This is a genomic window from Candidatus Methylomirabilota bacterium, assembly GCA_035936835.1.
Lineage (GTDB): Bacteria > Methylomirabilota > Methylomirabilia > Rokubacteriales > CSP1-6 > AR37.
Genome location: DASYVT010000123.1, coordinates 40320 through 63387 on the forward strand (window position 1 = coordinate 40320; position 23068 = coordinate 63387).

The following is a 23068-nucleotide window of genomic DNA, read 5'->3' on the forward strand; positions in this document are numbered from 1 at the left end:
CGCTAGGCCGCGGAGATGGCGTCGAAGATCTCGTCGGGAATGTCGTAGTTGGAATAGACGGCCTGGACGTCTTCCTGCTCCTCCAGCGCCTCGATGAGCCGCAGCACGGCGGCGGCGTCCTTGCCCTCCACCCGCACGGTGGACTGGGGGACCATGGCGGCTTCCGCCTCGAGCACCGGCATCCCCTTCGCTTCGAGCGCGTGGCGCACCGTCTCCATTTCATCAGGCGTGGTGGTGATCTCGAAAACTTTTTCCACGGTCCGCATGTCCGTGGCGCCGGCCTCGAGCGCCTGCTCCAGCACCTCGTCCTCCTTGGACTTCTCGGCGTCCACCTGGATCACGCCGCGGCGGTCGAACATCCACGCGACGGAGCCCGCCACGCCCATGCGGCCGCTCTGCCTCTCGAAGATGTGCCTGATCTCGGGCCCAGTCCGGTTCTTGTTGTCCGTCAGGACCCGCACCAGCACCGCCACGCCGCCCGGGCCATAGCCCTCGTACGTGATCTCCTCGTACTGCTCCCCCGGCAGCTCGCCCGTGCCCTTCTGGACGGCGCGCTTGATGTTGTCGGCGGGCATGTTCGCCGCCTTGGCCGACTCGATCGCCGCCTTGAGCCGCAGGTTGCCCTTGGGGTCGCCGCCGCCGTGCTTAGCCGCCACTGTAATCTCTCTGAGGATCTTGGAGAAGAGCTTTCCGCGCTGCACGTCGGCCTTGCCCTTCTTCCGCTTGATCTGGGACCACCGGGAGTGTCCGGACATGTCCTCACCTTCCCTCTTGGATGGATGCCTTGAGCCGCTTGACGCGCTCGAGCCTGTGCGCCCGCCGCTCCTCGGCCTCGGCCCAGCGCCGCCTCTCGCCCGGGGTCTCGGGCACGAAGCGCGGGCACGGCCGGGGCCGGAGGTCCGGGCCGAGGTGTACGAAGGTCAGGTAGGCCGTGCAGGCGTGACGCACCTCCCCGGACCAGGGCACCTCGGTCAGGACCTTGACGCCGACTTCGAGCGACGAGCTGCCGACGTGGTTCAGCGCCGCCTTGAACGTGACGACCTCGTGGGTGGAGATGGGCGCGTAGAAATCGAGCGCGTCGAGGCACGCCGTCATCACGTGGCCACGGTTGTAGCGCATGGACAAGATGCCGCCCGCCTCGTCGATGTCCATGAGGAGCTTGCCGGGAAACATGGTGTTCCCGAAAATCGTGTCCTCTGGCAGTACCGATCGGCAGGACTCGAACGCCCACCTGAGCTCCTCGCCGCCTTCGTCGCGGACCTGCGCGGCGGCTGAGCGCCGGCGGCTGAGGCGCTCGAGCCGCTGGCGCCGACGCTCCTGCGCCGCGGTAAACAGCGCCTCCTCGACGGCCCCTTTGGGCGCGATGGCCGTGGGCACGGGCGCAGGCTTGAGGTGCTCGTCCACCTTCACGAAGACCAGGTGCGAGTTGAGAGTCATGGCCCGGGCCCCGGAGGCCAGGTTCTCGGCAAAAACCTGGACCCCCACCTCGATCGAGCAGCGCCCGATCGCCTCGACCTGAGCCCGCAGGAGGGCGATCTCCCCCACCTTGACCGAATGGAGGAAGTCGATGTCGTCCATGGCGCCGAGCAGGCACTGGCCGCGGGCCACGCGCGCGGCGGCCATGTTCCCCACTGTGGCTATCCACTGCATCATGCGTCCGCCGTGGATCTGCCCGGGCGCTCCCGCGTGCTCGGGGAACACCCACTGGACCATCTCGGTGACGGTGTCGTTGATCGATAGCATGGGTCAGCGCCGGGACAGGCGTAAGTCCTTCATTTATCTACCATGCGGCCCGCGCCAAGTCCAGCCGCGTGGCCGCCGCGCTACGGCGTGCGGGGCGCGAGCGGTTGAGCCTGCGGCGGGGCGTCTACCCAAGCGCGATCGAGACGGTGATTGCCGCTCGGGTGCAGCCGGAAGTTGCGCACCTCGGGCCGCGCTACTACCCAGTGACGGCGCACGTAGAGGGGGATCCACGGGATCTCCTCGGCGAGGAAGGCCTGGGTCCGCGCGTAGACGCGCTGACGCTCCAGCCTGAAGGAGATCTGGCTCGCGCGGATCAGGAGATCGTCGAGCCGTGCGTTGCGGTAGAAGGAGAAGTTGGTCGCGGTCGGCCCGCGGACCGCGCCCTCGCTGGTGGACAGCGGGTACAGCAGCAGGTGCGGGTCACCCGCCTCCGCCCTCGCCTCGGCGAGCGCCAGGTCGTTGGCGCCGCCCTGCATCGCCGCGAGGGCCGCGTCCGTCGCCTCGGCCCGCACGCTCACTGTGATGGATGCGGCGCCGAGCGCCTCCCGGATCGTCTCAGCCACCCGCGCGATCTCGGGCCCCGCACCCGCGTCGGCGACCAGGGAAGCCGTGAAGCCCCGGCCGACGCCAGCCTCTCCCAGGAGGCGCTTGGCCGCCGCGACGTCGCCCAAGGCCAACGGCGGGGTCTCGGTCCACGCCCACACGCCGCGAGGCAGGAAGAGACCGAGGGCGACCGCCAGCGGTTCGACCGACGTGGTGATCGCCGCGGGCGAGAGCGCGGCGGCGATGGCCTGGCGGACCTTCTTCCGCTTGAAGGGCTCCTTTTCAGTCTGCACGGCCAGGTAACCGATCCGCCAGCCCGGCACCGACAGCGCCCCCTGCATCCGTGAGGGCGCGCCCAAAGGGACAAGGAGATCGAGGCCGCGCGAGTCGAGATCGGCCTCGGCCTTGGCGGGGTCGCCGGCGTCGAGCAGCACGACCCGCGCCGAGCGCGGCGGCGCGGCCCAGTACGAGGGATTGGCGTCGAGCGTGATGCGGCCGGGGCTGACCTCGCTGACTGAATAGGGCCCCGTCCCGATCCAGCGCATGGCGCCCGTGCCCGAGTGCGCGACGGAGAAGACGGGGTGCGCGAGCACGGTGAGGAGCGGCGCGTACGGCAGGGCGAGGTTGATCTGCACCGTTCGCTGGTCCGGCGTCAGAATCTCCCTCACTACGCCGGGCGAACCCCGCAGGAGCCGGGAGGGCGCCGGGTTCGGCGAGGGCGCCATAGGGTGGCCGGGCACGATGATGCGGTCGAGGCTCTCCGCCACGTGGCGCGCCGCGAGCGGGGTGCCGTCGTGGAAGCGGACACCGTCGCGGATGCGGAAGGTCCACTGGAGCCCGTCGCGGGAGACCGTCCACGAGGTCGCCAACCCGGGCTCCACGTCGCTCGAGCCCTCGCGGTACTGGACAAGGGTGTCGAACACCTGGCGCGCGATCAGGGGCACGGAGCCATCGAGAGCCGTGGCCGGATCCAGTGCGGCGGGAATGGACGGCAGGCCGACCCGGAGCGGGACACCTTGGGCTGCAGCAGGGGCGGGCGTCGCGACGGCGGCCAGCACCGCCAGGATCAGGCCGCCGAACCTGCAGGACATGGAGCCTTTATATCAAAGCATGGAACTTGATGTGCCGTGGCGCGGCACACGCTGCTCATCCTTTCCGCACGGGTCCGCACCGGCGCGGCCGTCTGCGGCGGGCATGGGGCTGTTCTCATGGCTTTCCGGCTCCGGCCCTTCCGTGGCACCAAACGTGCTCTGTTCTCTGGCAGGAACAAAGGGGCCCTTCGAGCCATCGCGGAACCGGCATCGACGGCCGCAAGTTGCACTTGATGAGAGCCATCGGAGGAGCCGAAGAGACGAAATGGAAAAACTCGAATGAATTCAATAGCTCTGAACCGTCATCCGGGGCCAATTCCCTTGACTTATTTCAAACCGGCCCCCTATACTGAGAAAAATTTCGGGACCACCGACTGAGAGCAGGGGCTGGCGACTGAGAGCAGAGGCCGGCTCTCAGGAAGCGCCCGCTGGACCACCAGAAAGGAACGGGCGAACATGAAGGAGTTCGAGAAGAAGACTCCGAGCCGGGAGCCGTCGTCCGAACGGATGACGGGCCTGTCCAAGTTTCTGCCCATGTCCGATTCCAACTACCGCCGCCGGCTGACCGAGTACGAGGTCCAGGTCCAGGACCTCCAGGCCTACGTGCATTCGCTCGAAGCCGAGACCGGCCGCCTGCGCAAGAAGCTCGAGGACGCGCCGAAGGAGTTCATGGTCCTCGAGAACAAGCTGCGCGAGGCCAACCGCCAGCTCGTCCAGGCCTTCAACCAGAACGAGAAGCTCGTCAACGCGCTCTACGAGGCGCGGGAGCAGATCACCTCGCTGAAGGAGGAGGTGGACAAGCTCTGCGCGCCGCCGTCGACGTACGGCGTCTACCTCTCGGTCAACGAGGACGGGACGGTCAACGTGCTGTCCCAGAGCCGCAAGGTCAAGGTCAACCTGCACCCGTCCATCAAGCCCGACGGGCTCAAGCCCGGCCAGGAGCTGGTGCTGAACGAAGGGCTCAACGTGGTCGAGGCGGCGGGCTACGAGATCCAGGGCGACGTGGTCATCCTGAAGGAGCTGCTCGAGGAAGGCCGCGCGATCGTCACGCTCCGCGCCGACGAGGACAAGGTCGGCATCGTGGCCGATCCGCTCCGCTCCGTGAAGCTCAAGGTCGGCGACCACATCCTGATGGACGGCAAGAGCGGCTACCTGCTCGAGAAGCTGCCGAAGAGCGAGGTCGAAGACCTGGCGCTCGAGGAAGTGCCGGACATTAACTACGAGGACATCGGCGGTCTCACGACCCAGATCGAGGCCATCAGGGACGCCGTTGAGCTGCCGTACCTCTACGCCGACTACTACCGCGAGCACCAGCTGAGGCCGCCCAAGGGCGTGCTGCTCTACGGCCCTCCGGGCTGCGGCAAGACCATGATCGCCAAGGCGATGGCGAACAACCTCGCCCAGAAGATCTCCGAGAAGCGCGGCGAGAAGGTCAAGGGCTACTTCCTGAACATCAAGGGCCCCGAGCTGCTCAACAAGTATGTCGGCGAGACCGAGCGGAAGATCCGCGAGATCTTCGTCAAGGCCCGCGAGAAGGCGGCCGAGGACGTGCCTGTGATCGTCTTCTTCGACGAGATGGACGCGCTGTTCCGCACGCGCGGCTCGGGCATCTCGTCGGACGTGGAGACGACCATCGTGCCGCAGCTCCTGGCCGAGATCGATGGCGTCGAGTACCTGCGGAACGTCATCGTCGTCGGCGCCTCGAACCGCCAGGACCTCATAGACCCGGCCATCCTGCGCCCCGGCCGGCTCGACGTGAAGATCAAGATCGAGCGGCCGGACGCGGCCGCCGCCGTGGACATCTTCAACAAGTACATGACCGCCGAGCTGCCGATCCACGAGTCGGAGCTCAGCCAGAACGGCGGCGAGATCCAGCCGGCGGTTGACCGCATGATCGCGGCCGCCGTGGCGGAGATGTACAGCCTGGAAGAGGAGAACCGCTTCCTCGAGGTGACGTACGCCAACGGCGACAAGGAAGTCCTGTACTTCAAGGACTTCTCGTCGGGGGCAATGATCGAGTCCGTGGTGCGCCGGGCCAAGAAGCTGGCGCTGAAGCGCTATATCAAGACGAGCGAGAAGGGCATCAACCTCGACGACCTCCTCAACGCCGTCCGCGAGGAGTTCAAGGAGAACGAGGACCTGCCCAACACGACGAACCCCGACGACTGGGCCAAGATCGCCGGCAAGAAGGGCGAGCGGATCGTCTACGTCAAGCCGCTGATGGGCGAGGCGAAAGAGAAGCAGCGGGCCGTCGAGCGGGTGATCAACACCGGCCAGTACCTGTAAGCATCCCGGCGGGAGGGGGGCATAAGCACCTCCTCCCGCCGTCTGTTCTCACCACGAGCTGTCGTCCGGGGGCTCCATGGCGATTCCGAAAGTGATGGGCATCGAGACCGAGTACGGGATCACGGTCAAGAACCAGCCCGACTTCAATCCGATCCTCTCGTCGCTCCTGCTCATCAACTCGTACGAGACGTACCGCTCCTCGCGCATCCGGTGGGACTACGAGGCCGAGAGCCCCCTCCGGGACGCGCGCGGCTTCGAGTACATGGAGGAGAAGGAGACGCCGTCGAAGGAGGAGTCGCGCCTCATTAACCTCATCCTCTCGAACGGCGCGCGCTTCTACGTCGACCACGCGCACCCCGAGTACTCCTCGCCGGAGACGACCAACCCGCGCGACTGCGTCATCTGGGACAGGGCCGGTGAACGCATCCTGGACCTCGCCCGCACGCGGGCGGAGGCCGTCTCGCCTCCCGAGCAGCGGATCCTCATCTACAAGAACAACACCGACTCGAAGGGCAACTCCTACGGCACCCACGAGAACTACCTCATGGACCGCAAGGTGCCCTTCGCGCGCATTGTCCAGTACCTGATGCCGTTCTTCGCGAGCCGGCAGGTCTTCACCGGCGCGGGCAAGGTCGGCGCCGAGAACAACACGGAGCACTGCGACTACCAGGTCTCGCAGCGGGCCGACTTCCTCGAGACCGAGGTGGGGCTGGAGACGATGCACAGCCGCCCCATCATCAACACGCGCGACGAGCCGCACGCCGACCCGGAGAAGTACCGCCGCCTCCACGTCATCGTGGGCGACGCGAACATGAGCGAGGTCGCGAACTATCTCAAGTGCGGCACCATGGCGATCGTGCTCAGCATGATCGAGGACGACTTCATCGAGCGGGACCTCTCGCTCGAGAGCCCGGTGCTCGCGTACCGCATGGTGTCCCGGGACCTCGCCTGCCGCGAGACCTTCAAGCTCAAGGACGGCCGCGCGCTCACCGCCGTGGACCTCCAGCAGGAGTTCCTCGCCCTCGCGCGCGAGTACTACCGCACCCGCGAGCACGAGCCCTGGGTGGACGACGTCATGGCGCGCTGGGGCTCGGTGCTCGACCGCCTGGCGAGGGACCCGATGAGCCTCGGCCGCGAGGTCGACTGGGTCATCAAGCGCTCGCTCATTCAAAGCTACATGGGCAAGCACAGCCTCGAGTGGTCCGACTCGCGCGTGGCGATGATCGATCTCCAGTACCACGACATCCGGCCGGGCAAGGGGCTCTACTACAAGCTCGAGGAGTCCGACGCGGTCGAGCGCATGACCTCGGAAGACGAGGTGACCAAGGCGATCTACGACCCGCCCAAGGACACGCGCGCCTACTTCCGCGGCATGTGCCTGCAGAAGTACTCGGACGAGGTCGTGTCGGCGTCCTGGGACTCGGTGATCTTCGACCTCAAGGAAGGCCCGCTCAAGAAGATCTTCATGCTGGAACCGCTGCGCGGCACCGAGGCGCACGTCCGACAGCTCTTCGCCGAATCCGCCACCGCCAGGGACCTGCTGCGCAACCTCGGCAAGCCGACGGGTGACGTGTGAGCATGACGCCTGACCGTTGGCAGGGCGCGTTCTTCGACTACGCCACGTCGAGCTTCGCGGACATCCTCCGCAACTCGGCGCCCCATCTCTTGCCGCACCCTGAGGACCTCCCCCGCGAAGAACGTGGCCCGCACAGCGCCCCGGCGGTGCCCCACGGCACGACGGTGCTGGCGCTCCGCTACCGCGACGGCGTGATCATGGCCGGCGACCGGCAGGCCAGCGAGGGCTACCAGGTCGCTTCCCGCCGCATCGACAAGATCTTCAAGTCCGACGACCTCTCCGGCGTCGGCATCGCGGGCGCGGCCGGGCCGGCCATGGAGATGGCGCGCCTCTTCCAGACCGAGCTCGAGCACTACGAGAAGGTCGAGGGCGAGAACCTCTCGCTCGACGGTAAGGCCAACAAGCTCGGGCAGATGATCCGGATGAACCTGCCCATGGCCATGCAGGGCCTCGTCGTGGTGCCGATCTTCGCGGGCTTCGACGAGCGGGCGGGCGTGGGGCGGCTCTTCAAGTACGACGTCACCGGCGGCCGCTACGAGGAGACCGACTACTTCGCCCAGGGCTCGGGGGGCAAGGACGCCCGCGACTCGCTCAAGAAGCGCTTCAAGCGCGACATGGCCAAGGACGAGGCCGTGCGCGTGGCCATCGAGGCCCTGATGGACGCCGCCGACGAGGACCTCGGCACGGGCGGGCCGGACCTCCAGCGCGGGATCTACCCGACCGTCAAGACGATCACGCGGTCGGGCTTCGGCGACGTGGCGGACGACGAGATCCGCCGGTATTGCGAAGCCATCCTGGGCGAGCGAGGGCGCCTGTAGTGCCGCTGCCGTACTACGTATCGCCCGAGCAGATGATGAAGGACAAGGCGGAGTATGCCCGCAAGGGCATCTCCCGCGGCAAAGCGATCGTGGCCCTCGAATACCGCGACGGCGTGCTGCTGCTCGCCGAGAACCCTTCGACGCTCCTGCACAAGATCTCGGAGATCTACGATCGCATCGCGTTCGCCGGCGTGGGCAAGTACAACGAGTTCGAGAACCTCCGGGTGGCGGGCGTCCGGCACGCGGACATCAAGGGCTACTCCTACAGCCGCGGGGACGTGACCGCCAAGTCGCTCGCCAACGCCTACTCCCAGGCGCTCGGCAACATCTTCACCCAGGACAACAAGCCCTTCGAAGTCGAGGTGCTGGTGGTCGAGGTCGGCGACAGCAACGACACGAAAAACGAGATCTACCACATCCTCTACGACGGCACGATCGAGGACGAGAAGAACTACGCGGCCATGGGGGGACAGTCAGACGAGATCCGGCGCTACCTCAAGGACAACTACCAGGAGGGGCTCGACTTCGCGGGCGCCGTCAAGCTGGGCGTCCGGGCCCTCATGGTGACGCAGAACAAGACCCTGACCGAGCGCGACCTCGAGGTTGCCGTCCTGGACCGCGGCAAGGAGCGCCGAAAGTTCCGCCGCATCCCGGCCGAGGTGCTCCATCAGCTCCTCGCGGACGACAAGTCGCCCCCCCACTCGGAATAGTTGCCCTCGGTCCCCTGCCCTGCTAGGCTGAGTCCCTCATGAAGCGCCGCATCTTCGGTATCGAGAACGAGTACGGCCTGACGTGCACGCTCAACGGCCAGCGGCGCCTGTCGCCGGACAACGTCGCGCGCTACCTGTTCGAAAAGGTCATCCCCGGCGCCCGCAACGCCAACGTCTTCCTCGAGAACGGCGCCCGGCTCTACCTCGACACGGGCTTCCACCCCGAGTACGCTACGCCCGAGTGCGACGACATCACCGACCTGGTCATCCACGACAAGGCGGGCGAGCGGATCGTCGAGGACCTCCTGCACCAGGCCGAGAAGCGGCTGCGCGAGGACGGCATCTCGGGCAACATCCTGCTCTTCAAGAACAACACGGACTCGGCCGGCAACTCCTACGGCTGCCACGAAAACTATCTCGTCAGCCGCGACGTCTCGTTCCAGCGCCTGGCCGAGGGGCTGATCCCCTTCTTCGTCACGCGGCAGATCTTCGCCGGCGCGGGCAAGGTGCTCCAGACCCCGCGCGGCTTCCACTACTGCCTCTCGCAGCGGGCGCAGCACATCTGCCAGGAGATCTCCGGCGCCACGACCTCGTCGCGCTCGATCATCAACACCCGCGACGAGCCGCACGCCGACGCCGAGAAATACCGGCGCCTGCATGTCATCGTGGGCGACTCGAACATGTCGGAGGTGGCGACCTACCTCAAGGTCGGCACCACCGCGCTGCTGCTCGACATGATCGAGGACGGCTTCTTCGACAAGGACTACAGCCTCCAGTCGCCGGTCCAGGCCATCCGGGACATCAGCCACGACCCGACGCTGCGGGAGACGGTCAGGCTCAAGGACGGGCGGACGATCACGCCGCTACAGCTGCAGACGGAGTACCTCGAGCACGCGACGCGCTACGTCAACTCGATCGACGCCGACCCCGTGACGAAGGACGTGCTCGCGCGCTGGACGCACGTGATCGAGGCCCTGCACGGCGACCCGATGAACCTGTACCGCGAGGTGGACTGGGTCATCAAGAAGCGCATCATCGAGTCCTTCATGGAGAAGCACCGGCTGTCCTGGCGCGACCCCAAGGTCTCGCTCATGGACCTCCAGTACCACGACATCCGCCCCCACAAGGGTTTGTACTGCCAGCTGGTCAAGCACGACATGGTCGACCGGATCACGACGGACGACGCGATCGAGCGCGCCAAGCACCTGCCGCCGCAGACGACGCGGGCGCGCCTGCGGGGCGAATTCATCCGGCAGGCCAACCTCAAGGGGAAGGACTACCGCGTGGACTGGGTGTACCTGAAGCTCAACGACCCGGAGCGCGAGACCATCCTCTGCAAGGACCCGTTCCAGAGCCACGACGAGCGGGTGGAGCGCCTGATCCGCTCCTTCTAGCGTCGGCGGCCGCCTGACCAGGCGACGTCCATGAGCCTCACTTCCGAAGCCATCCAGATGCTGGTCACCGGGGAGCACGGCGATCCCTTCTCGGTGCTGGGTCCTCACGCGTCCCGCGACGGCAGCGTCACCGTCCGCGCCTTCCTGCCCGGCGCCGGCGAGGTCGCGGTCGTGGCCGACGGCGGCGCCTTCCTCGCCCATCCGCTCAAGCCGATCCATCCGGACGGGCTCTGGGAGGGCGAGATCGCCGGGCGGCCGCCGCTGGCGTATCGTCTCCGGGTGACGGACGGCGCGGGACACGTCGCCGACGTCGAGGATCCGTACCGGTTCCCGCCGACGCTGTCCGGCTTCGACCTCCACCTGCTCAGCGAAGGCACCCACTACCGCGTCTACGACAAGCTCGGCGCCCATGCGGCGTCCCTCGACGATGTGGCGGGCGTCATCTTCGCCGTGTGGGCGCCCAACGCGAAGCGCGTCAGCGTGGTCGGCGACTGGAACGGCTGGGACGGGCGCAGGCACCCGATGCGCCTGCACCCGGGCAACGGCGTCTGGGAACTCTTCCTGCCGGGCGTGGCCGAGGGCGCGCGCTACAAGTTCGAGATCCTGTCCAACTCAGGCGCGCCGCTCGCGCTGAAGAGCGACCCGTACGCGTTCGGCTTCGAGCCCGACGAGCCCCGCACGGCCTCCGTGGTCGAGCGCCTCGACGGCTACCCGTGGTCCGACGGCGCGTGGCTTTCCGAGCGCGGCAGGCGGCAGGCGCTCGATGCGCCCATGAGCGTCTACGAGGTGCATCTCGGCTCGTGGCGCCACAAGCCCGAGGAGGGCCACCGTTCCATGGACTACCGGGAAGCCGCCGAGCAGCTGGCGGACTACGTGACGGAGATGGGCTTCACGCACGTGGAGCTCCTGCCCGTGATGGAGCATCCCTTCTACGCCTCGTGGGGCTACCAGACGCTCGGGTACTACGCCCCCACGCGGCGCTTCGGCCGCCCGCAGGACTTCATGGCCTTCGTGGACCATCTGCACAGGCGCGGGATCGGGGTGCTCCTCGACTGGGTGCCGGCCCACTTCCCCCGGGACCCGCACGGGCTCGCCTACTTCGACGGCACGCATCTCTTCGAGCACGCCGACCCGCGCGAGCGCGAGCACCCCGACTGGGGCACGCGCGTCTTCAACTACGGCCGGCGCGAGGTCGCCAACTTCCTGATCGGCAACGCGCTCTTCTGGCTCGAGCGGTACCACGTGGACGGCCTGCGCGTGGATGCGGTCGCCTCGATGATCTACCGCGACTACTCGCGGAAGGCCGGCGAGTGGGTGCCGAACGTCCACGGCGGGCGCGAGAACCTCGAGGCCATCGCGTTCCTGAAGCGGCTCAACGAAGTTGTCTACGGCGCTCACCCCGGCGTCGTCACCGTCGCCGAGGAGTCCACGGCCTGGCCCATGGTCTCGCGGCCCGTGCACCTGGGGGGTCTGGGCTTCGGGCTCAAGTGGAACATGGGCTGGATGCACGACGTGCTCGACTACATGCGCCGGGAGAGCGTGCACCGCAAGTACCACCACAACCAGCTGACGTTCGGGATGCTCTACGCCTGGACGGAGAACTTCGTCCTGCCGCTCAGCCACGACGAGGTCGTCCACGGCAAGGGCTCGCTGATCGCCAAGATGCCAGGCGACGACTGGCAGCGCTTCGCCAACCTGCGCCTCCTGTACGCTTTCATGTGGGCGTACCCCGGCAAGAAGCTCCTCTTCATGGGCAGCGAGTTCGGCCAGTCCGGTGAGTGGAACCACGACCAGAGCCTCGACTGGCATCTGCTCGACATGGGGCCCTACCACCGCGGCCTCCAGCGCCTCGTGGGCGAACTCAACCGCCTCTACCGCGCGGAGCCCTCGATTCACCAGCAGGATTGTGAGCCGGCGGGCTTCGCCTGGATGGATTGCGCCGACGCGGAGCAGAGCGTCGTCGCGTTCGCCCGCTTCGCGCGCGACCCCAGCCGCCTCACGCTGTGCGTCTGCAACTTCACGCCGGTGCCGCGCCACGGCTACCGCGTCGGCGTCCCCACCCCCGGCTTCTACCGGGAAGCCCTCAACAGCGACAGCGGTCTCTACGGCGGCTCGGACGCGGGCAATGGCGGGGGCGTCAGGAGTGAGCCGATCGCCTGGCACGGCCAGCCTCACTCCGTGCTCCTGACGCTGCCGCCGCTCGGCGCGCTGTGGCTCACGCTGGTGGAGGGCTAGGCGCGATGGCCGCCGCGCCCTTCCGCACCCGACCGGGGCGTCCTTACCCGCTGGGCGCCACCTGGGACGGATCCGGCGTCAACTTCGCACTCTTCAGCGAGCACGCGACGGCGGTCGATCTCTGCCTCTTCGACGCGGCGAACCCCGCGCGCGAGGTCCGGCGGATCGCCGTCACCGAGCGCAGCGACCAGATCTGGCACGTCTATCTGCCCGAAGCGCGCCCTGGCCTGCTCTACGGCTACCGCGTCCACGGCCCCTACGCGCCCGCCGTCGGGCACCGCTTCAATCCGGCCAAGTTCCTGCTCGATCCCTACGCGAAGGCCGTAGCCGGCAGCGTCAGTTGGGACGACGCCCTCTTCGGCTACCGCCCCGGCGACGCGGAGACGAGCGCGACGCCCGACCCGCGCGACAGCGCGGCCTTCGTCCCCAAGTGCGTCGTCGTCGAGTCGGCGTTCTCCTGGGGTGACGACAGGCTGCTCCGCACGCCGTGGCACAAGACCGTCATCTACGAGGTCCACGTCAAGGGCTTCACCGCGCGGCACCCGCAGGTGCCGCCGGAGCTCCGCGGCACGTACGCGGGGCTCGCCTCCCCGCCGGCGCTCGAGCATCTGAAGCGGCTGGGCGTGACGGCCGTCGAGCTCCTGCCCGTCCACCACTCGGTCGCGGAGCAGCACCTCGTCGAGCGCGGGCTCACGAACTACTGGGGCTACAACTCGATCGGGTACCTGGCTCCGGACTCCCGCTTTGCCTCCACCGGCGCCCGCGGCGAGCAGGTCGCCGAGTTCAAGACCATGGTCAAGCGCCTGCACCAGGCCGGCATCGAGGTCATCCTCGACGTGGTCTACAACCACACGGCCGAGGGCAACCACGGCGGGCCCACGCTCTGCTTCCGCGGCATCGACAACGCCGCGTACTACCGCGTCGAGACGGGCGACCGCCGCCGCTACCGCGACTACACCGGCTGCGGCAATACGCTGAACCTGACGCACCCGTGCTCGCTCCAGCTCCTGATGGACAGCCTGCGCTACTGGGTGCTCGACATGCACGTGGACGGCTTCCGCTTCGACCTGGCCTCGGCGCTGGCCCGCGAGCTCCACGACGTGGGCCGCCTGTCGTCCTTTTTCGACGTCATCCACCAGGACCCGGTCATCTCGCAGGTGAAGCTGATCGCGGAGCCGTGGGACCTCGGCGAGGGCGGTTACCAGGTCGGCAACTTTCCGCCGGGCTGGGCCGAGTGGAACGGGAAGTACCGCGACACCATCCGCCGCTACTGGAAGGGCGACTGGGGCCAGGTCGGCGAGCTCGCCTACCGCCTGACGGGCTCGAGCGACCTCTACGAGCAGGGCGGCCGGCGCCCCTCGGCCAGCATCAACTTCGTCACGGCGCACGACGGCTTCACCCTGGCCGACCTGGTCGCCTACACCAGGAAGCGGAACGACACTAACGGGGAAGAAAACCGCGACGGCAGCGACGAGAACTTCTCCTGGAACTGCGGTGTCGAGGGGCAAACCGACGACGCGGACGTGCGGGCGCTCCGCGAGCGCCACCAGCGCAACATCCTCGCCACGCTCCTCCTCTCGCAGGGCGTGCCGATGCTGTCGGGCGGCGACGAGATTGCCCGCACCCAGCGCGGCAACAACAACGCCTACTGCCAGGACAACGATACGTCCTGGTTCGCGTGGCCGCCGATGGGCTCGGCCGCCCGCCTGCTCGACTTCACGCGACGGCTGATTCGTCTCCGGCTCGACCACCCCGTCTTCCAGCGCCGCCGCTTCTTCCAGGGGCGGCGCATCCACGGCTCGGCCGTCAAGGACCTCTCCTGGTTGAAACCCGACGGCACCGAGATGACCGACGAGGAGTGGAGCAACTCGCACAGCCGCTGCCTCGGTCTCCACCTGGCCGGCGACGCCATCGAGGAGGTCGACGACGAGGGGCTGCCGGTGCGGGACGACACCTTCCTCATCCTGCTGAACGCCCACGACGAGGCCGTGCCCTTCGTCCTGCCGAACCACCAGCCGCGCATCGAGTGGGAGCCCTACCTCGACACGCGCGACTGGGAGCCCGTCCTCGAAGGACGGCTCTTCAAGGGCAGCGAGCCCTACCCGCTCGAAGGCCGCACGCTGGCCGTGCTCCGGCAACGCGTGAAGGAGTCCGCCTGATGGCCGACATGCCCGAATTCGAATCCGAGATGCACCGCACCGCCGTGGCCCAGCTCGATCAGGTCGCGGAGCGCCTCCACCTCGACCACGACACCCACATCCGGCTTCGCTACCCGAGGAGGGCGCTCGTGGTGTCCATCCCGGTGCGGATGGACAACGGGCGCACGGAAGTCTTCATGGGCTACCGGGTCCATCACGACACGGCCCTCGGCCCGACCAAGGGCGGCGTGCGCTACGATACCGACGTCAACATGGGCGAGGTGACGGCGCTCGCCATGCTGATGACCTGGAAGTGCTCGCTCATGGGCCTGCCCTATGGCGGCGCCAAGGGTGGCGTGCGGTGCACCCCGCGCGGCATGTCCAAGCGGGAGCTCGAAGCGCTCACGCGCCGCTACACGGCCGAGATCATGCTGTTCATCGGTCCCGACCTCGACATCCCGGCGCCCGATCTCGGCACCGACGAGCAGACCATGGCTTGGATGATGGACACCTACTCCATGACCCAGGGCAGGAGCGTGCCGGGCGTCGTCACGGGCAAGCCGATCCTGGTCGGCGGCTCGGCGGGCAGGCGCGAGGCCACGGGGCGCGGCATCGTCTACGTGCTCTACCAGGCGACCCACAGCCTGGGCGAGGAGCTCAAGGGCAAGAAGGTCGTCATCCAGGGCTTCGGCAACGTCGGCGGCGTCGTGGCGCGCATGCTCTGGCGCGACGGCGCCGTGATCCAGGGCCTCAGCGACTTTAGGGGCGGCGTCTGGAACAGCCAGGGCCTCGACCTCCGCGCGCTGGACGAGCACGTCAAGGAGGCCGGCAGCGTCTTGGGCTTCCGAGGCGCCGACGCGATCTCCAACCACGACCTCCTCGAGCAGCCCTGCGACATCCTGGTGCCCGCGGCCACGGGCTCCCAGATTCGCGAGGACAACGCCGACAGGATCCGCGCGAAGATCATCGTCGAGGGCGCCAACGGCCCGACCACCCCTGAAGCCGACGCGATCCTTCGCGACCGCGGCGTCACCGTCATCCCCGATATCCTCGCCAACGCGGGCGGCGTCGTCGTCTCCTACTTCGAGTGGGTCCAGGGCCTCCAGTTCTTCTTCTGGAAGGAGAGCGAGATCACGAGCCGGCTCCAGGAGATCATGGCGCGCGCCTTCACGCGCGTCTGGAACGCCTCGAAGAAGGACAACGTGGACCTGCGCACCGCCGCGCTCATGGAAGGCGTCCGCCGCGTGGCCGACGCCCACCAGATTCGCGGGCTCTACCCGTAGCTGGGCCGAATCCGTCGTGACGGCCCGGAGCTTCGATCTCATCGTGGTCGGTGGGGGCGTCTTTGGGCTCAGCACGGCGCTCGAGGCCGGGCGGCGGCGGCGGCAGACGCTGGTCGTCGATCGGCGCGAGGTGCCGAATTCCATCTCGGCCTCGTATGGCCCGTCGAGAAAAATTCGTTCCACGTACCTTGACCCGCACTACACGCGCCTCGCCCTCGAGGCGATGGCGGGATGGCGGCGGATCGAGGCCGAGACGGGCAAGGCGCTCTACGTCGCCGCCGGTAATCTGAACGTGAGCGACAGCCCAGCCGACGCGCATCTGGAAACGCTCGAGGCCAATGCCCGGCGGGGCGGCGCGAAGGTCCGCTGGCTCGACGCGGCCACACTGCGCCGGGAGTTCCCGCAGTTTCGACGCGGTCACCGCGCCCTCCTGGAAGAGGAGGCCGGCTTCCTCCGCGCCACGGACTGCGTCACCGCGCTCAGGGAGCTGGCCGAGAAGCACGGCGTCCTGTTCGCGACCGGACACGAAGCCGCCGTAGCGCGCAGCGGCAGCGGGGTGGAAGTCCGGACGGATACGGCGACGTATCACGCTCCCCAGGTCGTCGTGGCGGCCGGTGGCTGGTCGAATCACCTCTTTCCCGAGCTGGGGCGCGCCCTCTGGCAGTGCCAGCAGGGCATCATGTACCTCGAAGGTGTGCCCGCGGCGTTCTGCCGCCCCGCGTTCGTCCCGTACTCGGGAGCCGACACGGGCTTCTACGGCTTCCCCGCCGAACCCGGCCGCGCGGGCCTCAAGCTGGCCCGGCATCTCGTCACCCATCCCATCGACGATCCCGACTTCGACCGGCGGACGACGCCAAGGGGATTCATCGAGGCTGCCGGGGAGTTCATGCGTAGCTGGTTCGGTGTCGATCCCGGCGACTACCGCGCCACCTACGAGAGCTGCATGTACAACCTCTCCACGAGCAACGACTTCCTGCTCGACTTCCACCCCGAGATGCCCGGCGTCTTTCTCGCGACCGCCGGATCCGGCCACGGCTTCAAGTTCGGCTCCCTGCTCGGCCGGATCGTCCTGGATCGCCTCGACGGGATCCAGAGCGACCGGTGGACGGCGCAGTTTTCCTACGATTCCTTCCTCACCGCGAGCTCGCGTCCCCGCCTCCTCTGATCATCGACGCCCCGAGTGTATCCAATCGGAGACTTGCGGAACGTGCCGCGGGTCCCTATACTCCCCGGCCACAGGGAGCAGAATGCCGGTGATGGCCATCGTCGAAACCCGCTCGCTCGCCCCGTACGCCAAGCTGCCAGCGGGCGGCGGGGACATCGCCGCGTGGTCCTTCCGCGAAGCTAACAGTCCGGAACCCGCGAGGCCTCGCCTCCTCGACCGCGTCCGCCATGCCCTCCGCGCCCGGCACATGAGCCGCAGGACCGAGGAGGCGTACGTTGGCTGGATCCGGCGCTACATCTTCTTTCACCACAAGCGCCATCCCGCCGAGATGGGCGCGCCGGAGGTCACGAAGTTCCTCACGTCCCTGGCAGTCGACGGGCACGTCGCCGCCTCCACCCAGAACCAGGCGCTGAGCGGCCTGCTGTTCCTGTACCGGGATGTGTTGGAGATCGACCTCCCATGGCTCGACGGCATTGTGCGCGCGAAGCGCCCCGAGCGGCTGCCCGTCGTCCTCACGCGCGACGAGGTACGCGCCGTGCTCCAGCGGCTCGACGGCGTGCCGCGCCTCATGGCCTGCCTGCTCTACGGCGCCGGCCTCCGGGTGCTCGAGTGCTGCCGGCTCCGAGTCCAGGACATCGACTTCGCCACCAACCAGATCGTCGTCCGCGGCGGCAAGGGCGACAAGGACCGGGTCACGATGCTCCCCGCCACCGTCAAGACCGACCTCACGCGGGACCTCGAGGCTGTCCACGCTCAGCATCACCGTGATCTTGCCGCCGGGGCCGGCTGGGTGGAGCTGCCGACCGCCCTATCGAGGAAGTACCCGAACGCGGGGCGGGAGTGGGTCTGGCAGTGGGTCTTCCCCGCCACCCGGCTCTACCGTGACCGGCTGACCGGGCAGCGCCGCCGCCATCACCTGCACGAGTCGGTGCTGCAGCGCGCCGTGAAGGCCGCGGTCCGCCGCGCGGAGCTCCCGAAGCGCGCGAGCCCCCACACCCTGCGCCACTCGTTCGCGACGCACCTGCTCGAGGACGGCCACGACATCCGGACCGTCCAGGAGCTACTTGGGCACCGGGACGTGACCACCACCATGATCTACACCCACGTCCTGAATCGTGGGCCGGCCGCGGTGAGAAGCCCAGCGGACCGGATGTTCGGCCCATGACCCCGCCCGCGGCCCTGGGTGCTATACGCATCGGGATACGCTGCGCCCCGTCGCAGCCTATCTCGACTCGGGCAGGTCGGTCCCTACGACCACAAACGGCGGGTTCGAAACGCCGATGTGCTCCATCGGCGCGTCGGCTCCAAATCACGATACGCTGCAGGAGGTCGCAGGGATCGTCGTATTATGCAGACCGGCCTATCCAGTGGTCGAATTCTAGTTAGGCCCATGGAGCAAGTCACATGCTAACAATGTGCAAATCGTTGGTGAAGAGAGCCTTTTTCACAGTTGCCCCTCAGACAGCGACAAAGATCATGTCTGCGCGAGCGCGAGCACATTCACACAAGCTGGTGAAGGAATGGGGGCTCTTTCAGCTCAATCAGAAATTGATGCGGGAAGTCGGGACCCAGATCATCTCCGGGCCGTTCAAGGGCATGACCCTCACCCCGATGACCTATGAGGAGCATATTGGCCCCTACCTGCTCGGCACCTACGAGATGGAGCTGCATCCGTGGTGGGAACACGTATTCCTGCAGTCGTTCGGGCAGATCATCGACGTAGGCGCCAAGTTTGGGTATTATGCGGTCGGCCTCGCGCACAGGTTTCCTCATGCCCCCATCGTCGCGTTCGACACCGACTGGTGGGCACGAGACGCGGTCCGAGAGATGGTCGCCGCGAATCGTGCGGCAGGTGTCTCCGTCCAGGGCTTCTGTAGCCCGGCGTGGCTGAAGAAGAACCTGCACGAGAATGCGCTGATCATCAGTGACTGCGAGGGGTATGAGCGCGAGTTGTTCTGTACTACCGAGATCCCAACGTTGACGAGCGCGACGATGATCATCGAGACCCACGAGAATTTCGTGCCAGGGGTGTTGGCGGATATTGTTACCCAATTCGCGCGGACACACATTGTCCACGAGGTCAGTTCACGCTCGAACTCGCCAATTCCTGAGGTGCGCGTGCACTCGCTCACGGAAGACGAGATGCGCCGTGCAAGCAATGAGGTGCGCCCGCACCAAACATACGTGTTCCTGGTTCCGAGACCGGCCTAACAACGCCTTGCAGCTGACTGCCTCCAGCCTCCGCTCCTACGTCGCTCCGGCTTCCGGCAGCAGCTGAAGGCGGGCGTTGGACCAAAGGAGGAGCAACCGATGTCAGAGCCCACTCCGGCTCAGCGAATCGAGCTCGTCATCAGAACGTATATCCAGGCATGCAACGATGCCGACGCGAAAGCAATTGCCGCATGCTTCAGCCCGGAGGCGGTCCATTATTCTCCTTCAAGTCCCAAGTGGGTGGGCGCAGCCACCATCGGTAACAATTTTGCGCAGCGAGTCCGGGAAAAAGGGCAGTGCTGGACCGTGGACGAACTGGTCATCGACGTCGACCGCTGCTCGGCGACACTGGAGTGGACGAGGTTTGATCCCACCACCATGCCCAACGTCCTCCGCGGAGTGGATTGGTTTGTCTTTGAGCCCAACTCATTTCGTATTCGCGAGATCCGTCCCTACGTCGCAGCACCACTCCATCCCGACAAGGCGCGCCAAGAATTGCTGGATTTCGATTATGCAGGGCGAGGGTATCCGACGACACTTCCTGCAGCGCACACCCGATGAGGCCCCATGAGAGCCGCGATAAGTAGCGGTCCAACTGCCCGCTTCAGCGGTCCGGAGGCTCGCAATCGCTCGCGCCGGCCGCTGAGCGGTGCGTTGGGCATCGTAGGAGAAAGGAAATGACCCGCCTAGCTGTCGCAACCGTACTTTTTATGAGCGCATGCTCTTCGACTCCGTTGTTGGAGGATCACCCTGTGCAAATTCCTACATCAGCGCAAGTCACGACGGACATTGCCGGCAAGGCCGCAACGGCCGTGAAGCAGGGAGTACTAAGAGTCATATGCCGCTCAACGTCTTCTGGCGGAACAGGGTTTCTTCACAGCAGCGGCGGTGTCCTTACCGCCGCTCACGTCGTTAAGGATTGCAAGGCTCAAGACTTGGTCCTTGTGACTCCGGGCGGAAAAGATTTTGGTGTTGCGGCGATCGATGCAGATGACGCGTTGGATCTCGCGCTGCTTCGACCGGGAAGCGCAATACCTGGACAGCCCCTGTCAATTGGCCCCGTGGCACCACCGGCAATCGGGATGCAAGTTGCTACTTGGGGTTATCCCGGCGGCTACTCGGGTCTGGCACCGCTTCTTAGCGTTGGGTATTTGGCTGGGACACAAGAGTTCAAGGAAGGGGGAGCAACGATTCAACGCTGGGTAATAAACGCTGCGTTCAACGGCGGTAACTCGGGCGGCCCCGTTCTGTCACTGGAGGATGGAAGCATCGTCGGCGTCGTATCTAGCAAGCTGGCGCCCGTCCCAAAGGAGATCGCTACGATCCTAGAGCTTCTCTCAAAGCAACAATCTGGCCTCACCTACGAGGGTACAAAGGCGGACGGATCCAAAGTTACTTTCACGGAAGGGCAACTAATCGGCGAGGTGCTGCAATATCTGCGTAGCCAGGTGCAACTTGTAATCGGTTACGCCGTGTCGCCAGAAGATATCGCCAAGTTTCTGAAGGCTCGAAACATAAAACCCTGACGATGCCCAACCCGCCGCTGCAGCGGACGGTGCAGGCCTTCGGCGTTGCACTTCCCTCACAACGCTTCGCGTTGTTCGGCGCCGCTGAGCTTTTTCGTTAGGCGGACGAACCATGGCTTTTGAGAACCCCGATCCTACATTCGCACACCAGGCCGACCGTGTTTACGGTCTGTGCCAACTTGTCGCTGATGTCCGTGACAGGCACAGCTCCGTGGACGCTGATGCTCGTCGGGTCAACTTGAACAACATCATGATGGCTGCCAATGCAGCCACAGCAACGCTCCGCATGCTCTGGTGGGCTAAGCAGGGGGGCGAATCGGTAATGATCCAGGCACTCGGCCTTTCGAAGCCGGAGTACGTCAACCTTGTTGCCGAAGACCTCCTTCGGTCGACAAGGCTGTTCCTTGTCCTGGAGTCACAATTTCAAATCGAAACTCTCTTTCGTAATATTCTTACTGCCCTTGGCAAGCCAGCTACGAAGCAGGGTTTTTATGTTGTCGCCAAAGAGTTGTTAAATGCTAGCGGTATTCCGGACCCGGAGGCGAGGCTTGGCGCTCTAAATGTCGGCGCTCTGTTGCGAAATAGCATGCATTCGAATGGCATTCATCATGGCTATCAAGGCGCAAGCACGGTCGAGATAATCGATGGGGTAGAGTTTCGATTCGACCACGGTCAGCGAGTTCAGTGCGGCAGTTGGTTCCATATCGTTGCCGCGCTTCGGGCGAGTTTGGGCATTGTTGACGAACTCCTCGCAACGTCAGTAATCAAAGGCTTAGCGGTAATCCGTGACGAATATGCCGCGCAACGCGCGACCGACAACAGCGATGGTGCAGCCACCTAACACGGTTTGCAGCCGACGGCGGCGCGACAATGAGCCGCCGCGGCTGAAACCTGGCCGTTGGGCGCCATGGCAGTGCGCGCGTTCTTTTGACCCGAGGTTGCCAGTCGAGAATGCGGGAAAGTCATCCCCCGGCGCTGCCGAATGCCCTTTTATGGGCATTCCAAGTGCGTGGATTTCCAGTCAGACTCGGTCCCAAGGCGAGGTTGCCATGGGTTGGCCGCAAGGCTCTTTCACTTAGATTGTTCATCGTTGGACAAAAGGAGGGGCAATGGCGACGTATGTACTTGTTCACGGTGCATGGCAGGGCGCGTCTACCTGGGCCTTCGTCGAGGAGGGACTACGCGCCGAGGGTCACAAGGTCCACACTCCGACCATGTCAGGCGCGGGCATTCGGCGATACGAACTGAGGCCCGAACTCACCCTAGAGACGCATGTCAAGGATGTGCTGGGCGTACTCGAGTTCGAGGATCTGCGAGACGTTATCCTCGTCGGACACAGCTACGGAGGGATGATCATTACTTCCGTGGCCGAACACGCGGCGGATCGCGTGGCGACCCTGGTGTACGTAGATGCGTTTGTACCCAGGGACGGCCAGTCGGCCTTCGAGTGTTTCCCGCCGTGGCTGGCAGACGCCCTCGTTCAACAAGCCGATGAACTGGGGGACGGGTGGAGATTGCCGGGCTTCGAAGGGCGACTTGATCTTTGGGCACTGAAGGATGGGCCACACCGGGATTTCGTGCGCACCAAACTGACGGACTTTGCCATGTCCTGCTTCAAGAGTCCCGCAAGACTTCCGACCCACGCCGCCACTAAACTCAAGCGCGCCTTCATCGCGTGCAAAGTCGAGGGCTACAGGCTCGGGGAAGTATTCGAGCCGTTTGCCGCCCAGGCGCGTCGCGAGGGCTGGCCGTACATAGCCCTCCCGACGGGCCATGATTGCCATGTCGAAGCGGCGGACGAGTGCGTTTCCTTCCTGTTGGGATTGGCAAGAGACTAACCGGACTGGCTGCTTTGTGGGTAGATCCGTCTTTCTTGGCCGGATACGGTGCGCACCCGTCTCCCTCAATGCGGCTCGCAGACCGCCTGATCGAGTGACTAGAATGGCTGAATTCCGACCCTCCATCCGGCCGTGAAGATTGGCGCCCAACCATGCGATGCAGCGGACTGCTTCACATCGGGCTTCCGCCCGCTGTGTCGCGGCCGCTGATCGCGGACGTTAGACCGAAGCGGCTTTCGAAGCGTCCAGCACGGAACCGACCGGCGCGAATAAATCACCGGGCCACCGGGAGCGCGCCCCAATCTGCCTGTCAGACGTCCGACCCGCGCGCGGCGCGCCCTCGCTCGCGGCGGGACAGCGCAAGAGCGCGCCAGTACACGACGAGGTTCAGCGCCAGTACGGCCGTGCCGAGCACGAGCTGCGCCTCGCGGGTGAGCCCTGCCGGATAGAGCGCGGCCGTCACATAGTGTTCGATGAATCCGCCTTGATAGCCCGCCCGTCCGCCGAGCCG

19 protein-coding genes are annotated in these 23068 nt (G+C 66.2%); 15 read left to right on the forward strand and 4 right to left on the reverse strand.

Features of this window, described 5'->3' with window-relative positions; all coding sequences use genetic code 11:
- Nucleotides 1–2: 2 nt before the first annotated feature.
- The 3 genes from VGV06_10435 to VGV06_10445 all read right to left on the reverse strand — a co-directional run bounded on the left by VGV06_10435 (nucleotide 3) and on the right by VGV06_10445 (nucleotide 3377).
- Complete coding sequence (locus VGV06_10435) at nucleotides 3–755, reverse strand: YebC/PmpR family DNA-binding transcriptional regulator (GenBank protein ID HEV2055573.1); 753 nt, start codon at nucleotides 753–755, stop codon at nucleotides 3–5.
- A 4-nt stretch (nucleotides 756–759) separates the two neighbouring features.
- On the reverse strand, nucleotides 760–1743 hold the full coding sequence (locus tag VGV06_10440) for a hotdog domain-containing protein (protein ID HEV2055574.1): 984 nt from the start codon (nucleotides 1741–1743) through the stop codon (nucleotides 760–762).
- Between the two features lie 80 nt (nucleotides 1744–1823).
- On the reverse strand, nucleotides 1824–3377 hold the full coding sequence (locus tag VGV06_10445) for an ABC transporter substrate-binding protein (protein ID HEV2055575.1): 1554 nt from the start codon (nucleotides 3375–3377) through the stop codon (nucleotides 1824–1826).
- 534 nt (nucleotides 3378–3911) lie between these two features.
- Here VGV06_10445 and arc point away from each other — a divergent pair.
- The 15 genes from arc to VGV06_10520 all read left to right on the forward strand — a co-directional run bounded on the left by arc (nucleotide 3912) and on the right by VGV06_10520 (nucleotide 22557).
- The gene (arc, locus tag VGV06_10450) at nucleotides 3912–5663 is read left to right on the forward strand and encodes a proteasome ATPase (GenBank protein ID HEV2055576.1); all 1752 of its coding nucleotides are present in this window, start codon (nucleotides 3912–3914) and stop codon (nucleotides 5661–5663) included.
- A gap of 76 nt (nucleotides 5664–5739) precedes the next feature.
- The gene (gene dop, locus VGV06_10455; GenBank protein HEV2055577.1) at nucleotides 5740–7239 is read left to right on the forward strand and encodes a depupylase/deamidase Dop; all 1500 of its coding nucleotides are present in this window, start codon (nucleotides 5740–5742) and stop codon (nucleotides 7237–7239) included.
- 2 nt (nucleotides 7240–7241) lie between these two features.
- Nucleotides 7242–8057 (forward strand): proteasome subunit beta, encoded by an 816-nt coding sequence (prcB, locus tag VGV06_10460; GenBank protein HEV2055578.1) that lies wholly within the window; start codon nucleotides 7242–7244, stop codon nucleotides 8055–8057.
- Nucleotides 8057–8767, forward strand: a complete 711-nt coding sequence (gene prcA / locus VGV06_10465) for a proteasome subunit alpha (GenBank protein ID HEV2055579.1) — start codon at nucleotides 8057–8059, stop codon at nucleotides 8765–8767. The genes prcB and prcA overlap by 1 nt, the downstream gene beginning before the upstream one ends.
- Before the next feature lie 38 nt (nucleotides 8768–8805).
- A complete protein-coding gene (gene pafA, locus VGV06_10470; GenBank protein ID HEV2055580.1) occupies nucleotides 8806–10161 on the forward strand; it encodes a Pup--protein ligase in 1356 nt (451 codons plus the stop codon).
- A gap of 30 nt (nucleotides 10162–10191) precedes the next feature.
- Nucleotides 10192–12396: a 1,4-alpha-glucan branching protein GlgB gene (glgB, locus tag VGV06_10475; GenBank protein ID HEV2055581.1), complete on the forward strand. Its 2205-nt coding sequence runs from the start codon at nucleotides 10192–10194 to the stop codon at nucleotides 12394–12396.
- A gap of 5 nt (nucleotides 12397–12401) precedes the next feature.
- On the forward strand, nucleotides 12402–14555 hold the full coding sequence (gene glgX, locus VGV06_10480; GenBank protein ID HEV2055582.1) for a glycogen debranching protein GlgX: 2154 nt from the start codon (nucleotides 12402–12404) through the stop codon (nucleotides 14553–14555).
- Nucleotides 14555–15817, forward strand: a complete 1263-nt coding sequence (locus VGV06_10485; GenBank protein HEV2055583.1) for a Glu/Leu/Phe/Val dehydrogenase — start codon at nucleotides 14555–14557, stop codon at nucleotides 15815–15817. The genes glgX and VGV06_10485 overlap by 1 nt, the downstream gene beginning before the upstream one ends.
- 16 nt (nucleotides 15818–15833) lie before the next feature.
- Nucleotides 15834–16982 (forward strand): FAD-dependent oxidoreductase, encoded by a 1149-nt coding sequence (locus tag VGV06_10490; GenBank protein HEV2055584.1) that lies wholly within the window; start codon nucleotides 15834–15836, stop codon nucleotides 16980–16982.
- Nucleotides 16983–17073: 91 nt separating this feature from the next.
- Complete coding sequence (locus VGV06_10495) at nucleotides 17074–18147, forward strand: integron integrase (protein ID HEV2055585.1); 1074 nt, start codon at nucleotides 17074–17076, stop codon at nucleotides 18145–18147.
- A gap of 347 nt (nucleotides 18148–18494) precedes the next feature.
- Complete coding sequence (locus tag VGV06_10500) at nucleotides 18495–19193, forward strand: hypothetical protein (GenBank protein HEV2055586.1); 699 nt, start codon at nucleotides 18495–18497, stop codon at nucleotides 19191–19193.
- Between the two features lie 99 nt (nucleotides 19194–19292).
- Entirely contained in the window at nucleotides 19293–19754 is a 462-nt protein-coding gene (locus VGV06_10505; GenBank protein HEV2055587.1) for a nuclear transport factor 2 family protein, read from the forward strand.
- A gap of 116 nt (nucleotides 19755–19870) precedes the next feature.
- The gene (locus VGV06_10510; GenBank protein ID HEV2055588.1) at nucleotides 19871–20719 is read left to right on the forward strand and encodes a serine protease; all 849 of its coding nucleotides are present in this window, start codon (nucleotides 19871–19873) and stop codon (nucleotides 20717–20719) included.
- A gap of 112 nt (nucleotides 20720–20831) precedes the next feature.
- Nucleotides 20832–21560 carry a hypothetical protein gene (locus VGV06_10515; protein ID HEV2055589.1) on the forward strand — a complete coding sequence of 243 codons (729 nt, stop codon included), beginning with the start codon at nucleotides 20832–20834 and terminating at the stop codon, nucleotides 21558–21560.
- Nucleotides 21561–21828: 268 nt separating this feature from the next.
- A complete protein-coding gene (locus VGV06_10520) occupies nucleotides 21829–22557 on the forward strand; it encodes an alpha/beta hydrolase (protein ID HEV2055590.1) in 729 nt (242 codons plus the stop codon).
- A 310-nt stretch (nucleotides 22558–22867) separates the two neighbouring features.
- On the opposite strand, the gene VGV06_10525 is transcribed toward VGV06_10520, so the two are convergent.
- Nucleotides 22868–23068 (reverse strand): DUF2784 family protein (locus VGV06_10525; GenBank protein HEV2055591.1); only part of this gene is annotated, 201 nt, incomplete at its 5' end.